General features: G+C 60.0%; 13 protein-coding genes. 2 read left to right on the top strand and 11 right to left on the bottom strand.

Features of this window, described 5'->3' with window-relative positions:
• Both KHU33_RS23820 and KHU33_RS23815 read left to right on the top strand, forming a co-directional pair.
• Positions 1 to 96: integrase core domain-containing protein (locus tag KHU33_RS23820; RefSeq protein ID WP_211462952.1), on the top strand; the 96-nt coding region annotated here is incomplete at its 5' end.
• 379 nt (positions 97 to 475) lie between these two features.
• Positions 476 to 829, top strand: a complete 354-nt coding sequence (locus KHU33_RS23815; protein ID WP_211467612.1) for a hypothetical protein — start codon at positions 476 to 478, stop codon at positions 827 to 829.
• A gap of 43 nt (positions 830 to 872) precedes the next feature.
• Here the strand turns inward: KHU33_RS23815 and KHU33_RS23810 are convergent, their stop codons facing one another.
• From KHU33_RS23810 to KHU33_RS23760, 11 genes are all read right to left on the bottom strand, one after another.
• The gene (locus KHU33_RS23810; RefSeq protein ID WP_211467610.1) at positions 873 to 2,057 is read right to left on the bottom strand and encodes a glycoside hydrolase family 18 protein; all 1,185 of its coding nucleotides are present in this window, start codon (positions 2,055 to 2,057) and stop codon (positions 873 to 875) included.
• A 25-nt stretch (positions 2,058 to 2,082) separates the two neighbouring features.
• Positions 2,083 to 2,994, bottom strand: a complete 912-nt coding sequence (locus KHU33_RS23805; RefSeq protein ID WP_211467608.1) for a glycoside hydrolase family 16 protein — start codon at positions 2,992 to 2,994, stop codon at positions 2,083 to 2,085.
• Positions 2,995 to 3,001: 7 nt separating this feature from the next.
• Positions 3,002 to 4,303: an MFS transporter gene (locus KHU33_RS23800; RefSeq protein WP_211467606.1), complete on the bottom strand. Its 1,302-nt coding sequence runs from the start codon at positions 4,301 to 4,303 to the stop codon at positions 3,002 to 3,004.
• A 1-nt stretch (position 4,304) separates the two neighbouring features.
• Entirely contained in the window at positions 4,305 to 5,867 is a 1,563-nt protein-coding gene (gene nagZ, locus KHU33_RS23795; protein ID WP_211467604.1) for a beta-N-acetylhexosaminidase, read from the bottom strand.
• Positions 5,868 to 5,920: 53 nt separating this feature from the next.
• A complete protein-coding gene (locus KHU33_RS23790) occupies positions 5,921 to 6,931 on the bottom strand; it encodes an SIS domain-containing protein (RefSeq protein ID WP_211467602.1) in 1,011 nt (336 codons plus the stop codon).
• A 7-nt stretch (positions 6,932 to 6,938) separates the two neighbouring features.
• The gene (nagA, locus tag KHU33_RS23785; protein WP_211467614.1) at positions 6,939 to 8,102 is read right to left on the bottom strand and encodes an N-acetylglucosamine-6-phosphate deacetylase; all 1,164 of its coding nucleotides are present in this window, start codon (positions 8,100 to 8,102) and stop codon (positions 6,939 to 6,941) included.
• Positions 8,102 to 8,836, bottom strand: a complete 735-nt coding sequence (locus tag KHU33_RS23780) for a GntR family transcriptional regulator (protein WP_211467600.1) — start codon at positions 8,834 to 8,836, stop codon at positions 8,102 to 8,104. The genes nagA and KHU33_RS23780 overlap by 1 nt, the downstream gene beginning before the upstream one ends.
• Positions 8,830 to 9,753 carry a BadF/BadG/BcrA/BcrD ATPase family protein gene (locus KHU33_RS23775; RefSeq protein WP_211467598.1) on the bottom strand — a complete coding sequence of 308 codons (924 nt, stop codon included), beginning with the start codon at positions 9,751 to 9,753 and terminating at the stop codon, positions 8,830 to 8,832. The genes KHU33_RS23780 and KHU33_RS23775 overlap by 7 nt, the downstream gene beginning before the upstream one ends.
• 171 nt (positions 9,754 to 9,924) lie before the next feature.
• On the bottom strand, positions 9,925 to 10,362 hold the full coding sequence (locus tag KHU33_RS23770; RefSeq protein WP_211467596.1) for an ExbD/TolR family protein: 438 nt from the start codon (positions 10,360 to 10,362) through the stop codon (positions 9,925 to 9,927).
• A 143-nt stretch (positions 10,363 to 10,505) separates the two neighbouring features.
• Positions 10,506 to 10,934 carry an ExbD/TolR family protein gene (locus KHU33_RS23765; protein ID WP_211467594.1) on the bottom strand — a complete coding sequence of 143 codons (429 nt, stop codon included), beginning with the start codon at positions 10,932 to 10,934 and terminating at the stop codon, positions 10,506 to 10,508.
• Between the two features lie 2 nt (positions 10,935 to 10,936).
• Positions 10,937 to 11,439 (bottom strand): MotA/TolQ/ExbB proton channel family protein (locus tag KHU33_RS23760; RefSeq protein WP_211467592.1); only part of this gene is annotated, 503 nt, incomplete at its 5' end.

The following is an 11,439-nucleotide window of genomic DNA, read 5'->3' as shown; positions in this document are numbered from 1 at the left end:
GCGCAATCCGTTCGGATCTACAACCGGGAACGGCCGCATACGGCCCTGAAATACAAAACGCCCGATGCGGTGCATCGAGCGTTTGTGTTGCAATAAAACCTGTCAACCTATTTTAGGACTGGACACATCTATTGAGAGTTTCATAAAACATGACAATGCCTTGCCCGGTTTTTCGGTGCGCTTAACAAACGCAGCTAACTGGGGTCAGAGTGAACTTTCTGCGCGCTTTTTGCAGAAACTTCACTCTGACCCCACTTAGCGGGCCACAGAGTACCTGCCTCATCGTTAAAAAGAACAAAACCGCGTGGTGCGCCCTGTCTTTCTCCGAATCCGTCATGTGGGGTCAGATTGTCGCCTTCCTCAACGCGCTCAATGCCCATTTTTCGTGGCGACGTCATGAATTATGAAACCCTCAATAATTCGAATGCTACTATTTGCGCAAGCAAGCACGCTTTGACTACTCTGAAAAAACACCGTGATTAAAAAACTGTACGCAGGAATCGCTGTATTGTCCGCCATCATGCTGTCCGGTTGCGCCTCGACCTGGGTCAATCCGAACAAACCGGCAACCGCGCTGTATCCCGATGAATTCGCCTGCAAGCAAGAGGCGATGCGGGTTTATCCGATTGTCGTGGTGAGCCAGGTCAACCCTGGGATGGAAACGCCAGGCAATACCTATTGCCGGAGAAATGACAAGGGCGATACCCACTGTACCACCTACCCTGGCATGTATATGCCGCCTTCGTATTCACAATACGATATCAATGCAAGCGACCGCGACGAGATCGTAAAGTCCTGTTTATATGCGCGCGGCTGGCACCTGGAGTGAGTTTTTTTGCGTGAACTTTGTGTGAATCGCGATCATGTGAGCGCTAGGGCTTTAACAAATCCGCCGCCACTTTATCCAGCAGCACCGCATTGCGATCCGCAGACAACTGCCAGAACATCGCGCCGCCCAATCCCATCTGCTTCAGATACTTGATTTTGTAATCCAGCGACTCGACATCGTCGTAGCTGACAAATTCACCTGTATCTGGATTGAACAGATAAGGCACTTTGGCGGCCTCGTTCCAGTAACGGGTAAAACCATTGCGATTGACCAGCGCGCCGCTGATGTCGGCGAAATCCAGTTCGCCCGGTTCGACGCTGCCGCGGCCTTTGCCATTGCAATCCTGATGCTGCCCATGCTGCGGCGCGCCGCATTGTTTCCAGCTATAGCCGTAGAAAGGCATGCCCAGCACCAGCTTGGCGGCCGGAACGCCGGCTTGCAGAGCCAGCTCGACCGTGCTGCTGACATTGAATAGCGGGTTGGCGTCGGGCCGCGCCAGCGCCGGGTCGTTGTACAAGGGCGCTACGTGGCCGGCAAATTTGCTCCATGGGCCGCTGAAATCGTAGGTCATGATATTGACCCAATCGAGAATCGCGGCGACCTTGGCCATTTCGGTATTCTGAAAAAAGGCCTGGTTATTGCCAACCGCGGCGGTCAGCAGGTAGTTGCGATGCTCCTGCTTCCCGGCACTGTCGAGCCGCTCGCGCAGCGCTTGCAGCAACAGCGTGTAGTTTTGCTTGTCTTCCGGCCGCACGGCATTGGCGGCGTCACCGCCGGCTACCGGGAATTCCCAATCGATGTCGACGCCGTCAAAGCCGTTTTTACGCAGAAAAACCACGGCGCTGTCGGCGAATTTCTTGCGCGATTGCGGCGTCAGCGCTACATCTGAAAAATCCTTGGAACCGGCCCAGCCACCCACCGAAATCAGGGTCTTCAACTTGGGACTGCGGCTTTTCAATCCGCGCAGCACAATAAAATCACGCGCGCTTTGATCCGTGCCAGAGGACTGGTCGGCTACCACTTCACCATCTTTGATCAGGGCAAATGCGTAGTTCAGATGCGTCAGCTTGCTGGCATCGATATCTGCTGCGGAATACTGGCGCTGTTGCGATGGCAAGTAGTAAGCCACCACCTTGTAAGCAACCACCTTGTAAGCTTTACCCGGCGCCGCCATAGTCATGGCTGGCAGCAGCGCCGCCAGCAACATCGATAGTCGCATCAGTTTCATTCAATCTCTCGCTTAATCGGCATTCTCAAAAATCGCAATTGGACGGCAACGGCGGCGTCATCGCCGCCACCGTGTCGATCTGATGCACTCCCGCCCGACGGTAGGTGCTCACCGCCGCGTCGACCTGCGCCGGCGACAATACCCGATCCTTGATATGCATCACCCAAGCCAGGTCCTGCTGGTAGCGCCGTTCCGCTTTGGTGTCAGGCAGCACGCCGCTGGGCGAGAACCACAAATTGAAATTGATCGCCATCGGCTGCGCCGGATAATTGCGGCCGCCGTGTTCGTCCAGTTGCACGCCATCCAGGAAATAGCGGATCTTGCCGCCAGCCACTTGCATCATCACGGTATGCCAGCCGCCCAGCGCGCGCGGTTCTTCATGCACCTGGTTGAACGCATTCCAGGGTTCCATCTGCACCGTTTGCCAGGACACGCTATACAACCTGCTATGCGGATTGCCCCAGCCGCCGTTGGGCAGGTATTCCCAATCCAGTTCGCTGTACTGCGGATCAAAATCGTGCTTCAAGGGACTGGCGGTGTAAAACGTTTCGACCACCAGATCACCGCCAGGGCCTTGTACCGGCGCATCGGTGAAGCGTATCCGCGCGGCGTAAGTACCCTCGAAATATTTTCTCTGATGGCAGAGCTGCGCCTGGAAAGTGCCCTCAGGCTTGCCGTCGGTGCTTGCCTCCAGACGCAGCAAGCGCTGGCCGCCAATGTTCGGATCGTCGACCAGGCTGATGGTGCCTGGTCCCCACTGCCCATGCTCTATGCCTGGATGGCCTTGCTGGTCGCGGATCTTCCAGCCGCCATTGATCAAAGCAGCGGTATCGGCATAGTGAAAATCGTCAAAGAAAATACCGACAGCGTCGGCCGCAGCATTGGTCGCCACCAGTAATGACAGCAGCGCCGACAGACGGTGAGAAAAATATCTCATCGCCGCTTCAGATCACAGCAGGCTGTACCGCCGCATCGGCAGCCTGTTCATGCCGGCCGATCGGTACGATGCGCGACAACAGCAGAACCGGGATTGCAGAAACCAACACCCACAGGAAAAAATGCTGGTAACCGAGCGCGCCCTGAATCGTACCGCTGAGTATCTTGAACAGCACGTAACCTAGCTGCATGATGCCGGTACCCAGCGCATAGTGCGCCATCTGATACTTGCCGACCGCGACTTCCTGCATGATGAACAGGATCAGCCCGACGAAGCCGAAACCGTAGCCAAACATTTCCAGGCTCAGGGCGACAGCGATCACGCCAAGGCTGCTGGGCATGGCCGTGCTTAGGAAAAAATAGGCCAGATTCGGCAGGTTCATCGCCAGGATCAGGAAAAACATGCTGCGCCGTAAACCGCGCCAGGCCGTGAAATAACCGCCCAGCAAACTGCCACATATGAAAGCTACAGTAGCCAAAGTGCCGTACACCGCACCCACTTCCGCTGTCGCCAATCCCAAGCCGCCTTCCGCCCGCGCCGCCCTCAGAAACAAAGGGCCGATCGTGGTTATCTGGCCTTCGCCGGCGCGAAACAGGATGATGAATGCGATGGCCAGCCAGATGCCGGGTTTCTGGAAAAAATCGATGATCACATCGCGCAGGGTGAGCCAGACACCCCGCATTCCGCCTGCCGGACGCGCCGCATTACGGCCAGCCGGCAAGGCCCAGAAATGGTAGATCGCCAGCAGCAACATACTTACCGCCAGCATGCCGAAGATCAGACTCCAGGCCTGCGCCACTGCCATGCGTTTCTCGAAATATCCGGCCAGCACCACCAGCCCGCCCAGCGAAAAAAACCGGGCGACATTGTAAAACCCGCCCTGCCAGCCGGCGTAAGTTGCCTGCTGGGTGGAACTGAGGCTGGCGATATACAGGCCGTCGGCGGCGATGTCATGGGTCGCCGAAGCAATCGCCACCAATCCCAGCAATGCAATGCTGACCGCAAAATAATTCGGCAAATGCAGCGCCAGCGCCACCAGCCCGAGACTGGCGCCGCCGAAAAACTGAAACAGCAGCACGATCGATTTCTTGCTGCGCGCAGCTTCCAGGAACGGACTCCAGAGCGGCTTGAAGACCCAGACGAAACCCAGCATCCCGGTCCACAACGCGATCTGGTCGTTGGCCATGCCCATGCTCTTGTACATCAGGCCGGCGATGGTCGCCACCACAAAATACGGCAGCCCTTCGGCGAAATACAACGTCGGCACCCAGAGTGCGGGATGGTGTTCGGGTCTATCTTGAATACTCATATCAGTCGCCACCGTGGGTAAAATTGCCTGCTAGCGGTACCGGCATCCTGCCGCGCGCTTCGAGCGTTCCCGCCAGCCAGTCGGCGACTGCTTCCAGCGCCGCTGCGGAAAAGCCGTAGGTGACCAGCGCCGGCGCTGCGATATCCAAGGTCTGAAACGGATTCCACAACGCCAGATGGAGATCGGGCCGCCAGCATTTCCTGGCCTTTTCGCCGTAGCGCAAACGCGTGGTCGACGCCAGGATCACTGTCTTTCCGTCGTCCGGCAGCGTTGCCCAGTCCAGACTCTCGGCGTCCTCGAAAGTCACCAGTTCGACTTCATGGCGGCGCGCCAGCAAGGCCGCGACTGCCGCCGCCGGCAACCCCGCTTCGGCGACGCCGTCACCGGCAGCGTCGGCGCAGGCCAGCAGGCGGATTTTTGTAGCGGCCGCCAACGGCTGCGGGTTCCCAACTACGGTCAAAGCGCGACGCCATGCAGCCGCCATCAGGCGTTCATCGGCAGACTCGGTGAGATAAGCGCCGGCTGCACAGGGATAAGTGGCAGCCAGACCGTCCAGCCGCGTCAGTCTGGCTGCCAGGGCGGCACTGCCGAGTTCGCTGCCGGGTTTGCTAAGTTCGTCGGCGGCAGCAATTGCCATCGTCAGCGCCACCAGGGTTTCTTCCTGCGTGCTGCGATTGCCCAGAGCCATCACCATGTCAGCACCGGCGGCCAGTGCCTGCACCGCCGCCTTGCCGACGCCGTAACGGCCGGCGATCGCGTGCATGTCCATACCGTCGGTGATGATGACGCCGCGATAGTCCCACTCCTTGCGCAACAGATCGGTGAGTATCTTGCGCGACAAGGTCGCCGGATGTTCCGGGTCCAGCGCCGGATAAACAATGTGCGCGCTCATCATGGCCGGCGCCCGCCTGGCCGCCTTGAACGGCGCCAGCTCCAGCGCATCGAGTGCACTGCGTGACTTGGCTACCGTCGGCAGATCGCGATGGGAGTCGACGTGGGTGTCGCCATGCCCGGGAAAATGCTTGACGCAACAAGCCACGCCTTCCGCCAGACTGCCCTCCATCCACGCCAGCGCCAATTCGGTAGCGCGCTGCGGATCGGCGCCGAAAGAACGCTCGCCGATCACCGGGTTGGCGGGATTATTGTTGAGGTCCAGCACCGGTGCAAAATTCCAGTTGAAGCCCAGCGCTTTGATACCGCGCGCCACAGCCGAACCGACCGCACGCGCCAGCGCGACATCGCCAATCGCACCCAGCGCCATCGCCGCCGGCGGCGCCGGCAGCCAGGTGGCGCGCACCACCGCCCCGCCTTCCTGATCGATGCCTATCAACGCATTCGGTCCCATCACAGCGCGCAAGTCGGCCGTCAGTTTGCTCAGTTGTTCAGGGTTCACCATATTCTGGCGGAACAGGCAGACGGCGCGGATATGGTTGTCGCGCAAGAACTGCGCGGTGTCTTCATCCAGCACCGTGCCCGGCATGCGGATCATGATCAGTTGTCCGGCGCTGCGGCGCGCCTGGTTCAGCTTGTCTTGGGATGCGGATTGGCTATCGGCACTGCTCATATTGCGGCTCCATCTGTGCGGCGCATCGGCGTGCGCTCGGGTACATCTATCGGTTAATTGGTCTTGGTCACTTTGCTCAGATGACGCGGACGATCCGGATCAAGCCCGCGAGCGATGGACAGATTGGCGGCCATCACATAGAAGGCTTGAATCGCTACGATCGGATCCAGATCAGGAGTCGGCGCCAGCGGCAAGGTGAGGTCGCGCTCGGCGACATCGGCCGGTGCCGCCAACAGCACGCGCGCGCCACGGCCGCGCATTTCTTCCGCCAGCTTGACCAGGCCAGCCTGGGTCGGCCCGCGTGTCGCAAAAATCAGCAAGGGATAACCCTCGTTGATCAAAGCCATCGGACCATGCTTGATCTCGGCGCCGCTGAACGCCTCGGCTTGCAGCACCGAGGTTTCCTTGAATTTCAGAGCCGCCTCCAGCGCCACCGGGAAACTGGTGCCGCGCCCGACCACCATGATGCGCGAGGCCGGCGCCAATACGTCGATAGCCGCCGACCAATCGGTTTCGGCAGCCTGCTGCAACGCTGCCGGCAAGGCTTGGATCTGAGCCAGGAATTCAGCATCGTCCTGCCAGTGCGCCACCAGCCGTGCCGCCGCCACCAGGCTGGTGATGAAGCTCTTGGTTGCCGCCACGCTCAACTCAGGGCCGGCATGCAGCGGCAGCGTCCATTCCGCGCTGGCGGCCAGCGGCGAAGCGGTATCGTTGACCAGGGCCACGGTAGTCGCGCCGCCCTCTCGGAAATAACGGATAGGTTCGATCACGTCAGGGCTCTGGCCCGATTGCGAAATCGCGATGGCCAATGCATCGCGGGCCAATAACGGCGACTTGTACAACGTCACCAGCGACATCGGCAGCGAGGCCACGATGCGGCCCAGGCGCGCCATGATCAGGTAGGCGCAATAGTTGGCGGCGTGATCGGAACTGCCGCGTGCAACGGTCAGCACGCTGCCTGGCTGGGCGCGGCGCAAGCCGGCGCCAAGCGCCGCGTAGCGCTCGCCATCGCATTCCAGCTGCTGCCTTACGTGTTCGGCTGCGGAGCATGCTTCCTGCAACATTGTCGAACTAAACTTCTGCGAGATCAATCCGTTCCCCTTCTACATAAACCGCGGTTAAATTGAGTTGCCGGTCCAGCACCACCAGATCGGCGCAGCAGCCGCTTGCCAGGCGGCCGCGCTCCGGCAAGCCGAGATGATCGGCGGCATACGTCGAGACCCGGCGCGAAGCATCTGCCAGACTGAGGCCCAGCCCGACCAGATTGCGCAGAGCCTGGTCCATGGTCAGCGTGCTGCCGGCCAGCGTACCGTCCGCCAGCCGCACACCGCCCATGCATTTGTGCACCTGTTGCCGCCCTAGCATGTAGGCGCCGTCGGGCATGCCGGTGGCGGCGGTCGAGTCGGTCACGCAGTACAACCTGGGGATGGCGCGCAAGGCCGCCTTGATCGCCCCTGGATGCACGTGCAACAGATCGGGAATCAGTTCCGAATAACGCGCATGCGCCAGCGCCGCGCCCACCATGCCGGGCGCTCGCGCCTGGAAGCCGGTCATGGCGTTGAACAGATGGGTAAATCCGGAGGCGCCGTGCTGCAACGCTTGCACGCCGTCCTCATAACTGCCCAGGGTATGGCCGATCTGCACCCGCATGCCGGATTCGCTAAGGGTGCGCACCACTTCAAGATGGCCGGCAATTTCCGGCGCGACCGTAATCAGTTTGACCGGCGCCAGCGCACTCAGGCGCGCCACTTTTTGCAAGGTCGCTTCCTGGGCGAAATCGGGTTGCGCGCCGAGCTTGCCGGGATTGATGTATGGGCCTTCCAGATGCACTCCGAGCACCCGTGCCGTGCCGCTGCGGCGCTGGCGGCAGGCATGGCCGCAGGCTTCCAGCGCTTGCTCCAGATCGCTGAGCGGCGAAGTCATGGTGGTGGCCAGCATGCTGGTGGTGCCGTGCCGGGCGTGGATGGCAGAGATAACATAGACCGCGTCGCCGCCGTCCATGATGTCTTTGCCGCCGCCGCCGTGCACATGCAAATCGATGAAGCCGGGCAGGATGTAAGGGTCGAGATTGCCGTCGGGATCGACCGCCGCGCCTTCAATCGCGCTGATGCGGCCGTCGAAATGCAAGACGCCGTGGACCCAGCCTTGGGGAGTCAGCACATTGCCTCGGAGTTCGCCTTTGTAGTTGCTGCCTGAGCCGCCATCTGAATTGCCACCGGACTGGCGCTCACCCATCATCGACGCAACTCCGCAACGAAGTCGTAGTAATCGCTGCGGCAATACGAATGCGACAGCTCGATTGCCGTACCGTTTTCCAGATAGCCGACACGCGTGATGTGCAACATCGCAGCGCCGGTCTTGATATCGGCCAGCTTGGCCTGGTCGGCGCTGGCGTTGATGGCGCGGATATGCTGCAACGCGCGCACCGGCGCCACGCCGAGCGTCTCCAGATAGACATACAGGGAATCGGTCACCGCTTTCGGGTCCGGCAGATAGTGCGCCGGGATGGTGGTGGTTTCGATTGCCATCACCACGTCGTCGGCGGTACGCAAGCGCTTCAGGCGCGACACCACCGTGTTGGGAGACAAGCCCAACGCCAGGATTTCCTCGGCAACCGCGATCCCGGTTTCGCGCAACAGCCATTGCGAACCTGGCCGGAAACCGCGCTGCCGCAATTCCTCGCTGAAATTGGTCAGGCGCGACAGCGGCTGCTCAAGCTTGGGCGTGATATAGGTGCCGGAACCGCGCTTCCTGATCAGCATGCCGCGCTCGCACAAGACATCGATGGCCTTGCGTGCGGTGACCCGGGAGATTTCCAGCGAATCGGCCAGGATGCGTTCGGACGGCAATGCCTCGTCCGGCTGCCAGACGCCGCTGTTGATCTGCTCCGAAAGCCGGTTCACCAGTTGCAGGTATAAGGGCGTATCGCTGGCGGCGTCCGGTTTGAGTTTTTCTATCTGGGCTAACATGTTTTTTTCCCTTTTAATCTTTCATCAATCAGCCGTAGGGCGCCCGCTGCCGCATCTGCATGCGGCTTGACGACAAGTGCCAGCAACGGTGGGGGCAGGTAAGCATGTAAATGTACGGCGAGGCCGCCGCACAATGCAATCGGCAACTGTCCCGAAGGATCAAGCGCAGCGGCAATCCTGGCTACTTCCTGGCCTGCCGCCGTCATTATCTGTTGTGCCGCCGGATCACGTTCGGCGCAGGCCACGACAATCGGCGCAAGTTGAGCGTAGCTGGTCTGGCTGGCGCTCGCCAGCCAGGCGAACATGCTGTCGCGATGGCTATCGAAATGCGTACTGCAGGTACGTTCGCAGAAGTGGATCAGCGCACGCGCAAAATCACTGCCTGGCGCCCGCCCGTCCAGTACCTGCTGAACGTGTGTGATGGCGCGCATGCCGAGCCAGGCGCCGCCCGCTTCGTCGCTGGCGGGAAAGCCCCAGCCGCCGACTTCGCGCCGCTTGCCATCCGCCGTCAGCACTTCGCCGACGCTGCCGGTACCGATGGCGATGATGACGCCGGGGCGGCCCTGATGCGCGCCGACCAGCGTGGTGAAGGCATCGGTTTCCAGCACGGCATCGCCAAAACCCGGATTTTTTGCAGCAAAATCGGCCGCCCACTGTTTGTTGTTGACGCCGGCCAGGCCTAGCCCGATAGCCATTTTTTCCAGCGCCGGCCGCACCAGACCTGCGCTCGCAAATGCGGCGTTGAGCGTTTCCAGCACAGCAGACCAGGCTTGTTCCACGCCGTGCATCAGGCCGGACGGGCCGCCGCGGCCAAACGCCAGCAATGCAGCGCCATCGTTGTGTCCGCCATCATTGTGCGCAACACGCACGCGAGTGCCGGTTCCACCGCCATCGACACCGATCAGATATTCAATCATGTTGTTGCATCCATCGCTTTCATCTGCCGTTGGCATTATTCTTTTTAACGGAAACAAACTGGATTTACTGTATGAGGAGAGAAAGCGGCTGTCAATCGGTCTTTAAGTGGTATTTGAAAATCCACTGAAAACATGCGTCAAGCTGGCATTTTCTGATTAAAAACATATTATTTATTGCCCCATGAACTGCTCATTGCCGATAATACCGATCTTGGTCACGCCCAGCCGCTGCGCCGACGCCATCACCGCCGCCACCGACTTGTACTCCACCGCCTTGTTCGGACGCAGGTGCACTTCATCGATATTGCCGCCGGCAACAACGCCCTTCAAGCGATCTTCCAGTTCGGTACGGCTGGCCATCGGCGTGCCGTTCCACATCACCGTGCCGGCCGGATCGATGTCCACCGTGTCGACCACCGGCAACGCCAACGGCGGCGGCGGATTACCGGTCGGCATATTCAGCTTGATCGCGTGATTCTGGATCGGAATCGTGATGATCAGCATGATGATCAGCACCAGCATGACGTCGATCAGCGGCGTCATGTTCATCTCCATCATCGGTTCCGGATCATTGGCGTTGCCGCCGGAAGAACCTACATTCATACCCATGTGATGCTCCTCTTCAGGCCCTTCATACACCGCCAACGTCATCCCCGCGAACGCGGGGATCCAAATTCCTGCACCATGTTGTCGCTCATGTTGCAACATGGATTCCCGCGTACGCGGGAATGACGACGTGGTTGAAATGCGGGTTAGTTACGCGCAGGCGGTTCGGTGATGAAGCCGATCTTGGCAATCCCTGCCCGCTGTGCAGTCAGAATCACCTTGCCAATGTATTCATACTTGGTTTGCTGATCGCCGCGGATATGCAGTTCCGGTTGCGGTACCTGCACTGCCACCTCTTTCAACTTCGACAGCAAGGCAGTGGTGTTCGGCACCAGTTGCTCGTTCCAGAACATGTCGCCTTGCTTATTCACCGCCAGGTTGATGTTCTCCGGCTTGGTTTTATAAGGTTCGTCGAATTCGTTCGGCAGCTTCACCGGGATCGTATGCGTCACCACCGGAATCGTGATCAGGAAGATGATCAGCAACACCAACATGACGTCCACCAGCGGCGTCGTGTTGATCGTGCCGATCACTTCGTCTTCATCCCCATCGGGAGAGCCGAGTGACATCGCCATGATTAGCCAACCTTTTTCTTGATGTTGGCAACTTGGCCGGCCTGGCTCGACGACATCACGCCGCTCAGCAGGACCGAGTGCAGGTCGGCGCTGAACGAGCGGATTTCTTCCATCGCGCTCTTGTTGCGGCGCACCAGCCAGTTGTAACCCAGCACCGCAGGCACCGCCACTGCCAGACCGATCGCGGTCATGATCAGCGCTTCACCGACCGGACCGGCCACCTTGTCGATCGAGGCCTGGCCGGCGATACCGATCGCGGTCAGCGCGTGGTAGATACCCCAGACGGTACCGAACAGGCCGACGAACGGCGCGGTCGAACCGACCGTGGCCAGAAACGCCAGGCCGTCTTGCAGGCGGCTTTGGACTTTTTCTACCGAGCGCTGGATCGACATGGTGACCCAGGTGTTGAGGTCGATCTGTTCCAGCAGCGCGCCGTCATGGTGCAGCGTCGAGGTGCTGCCGTTTTGGGCGATGAAACGGTAAGCGCTGTTCGGCTTGAGGCCGG

Source organism: Collimonas silvisoli (assembly GCF_018305005.1).
GTDB classification, from domain to species: Bacteria; Pseudomonadota; Gammaproteobacteria; order Burkholderiales; family Burkholderiaceae_D; genus Collimonas; species Collimonas silvisoli.
The sequence above is the reverse complement of the archived record's forward strand: the minus strand, read 5'-3'. Positions and strand labels throughout refer to the sequence as shown.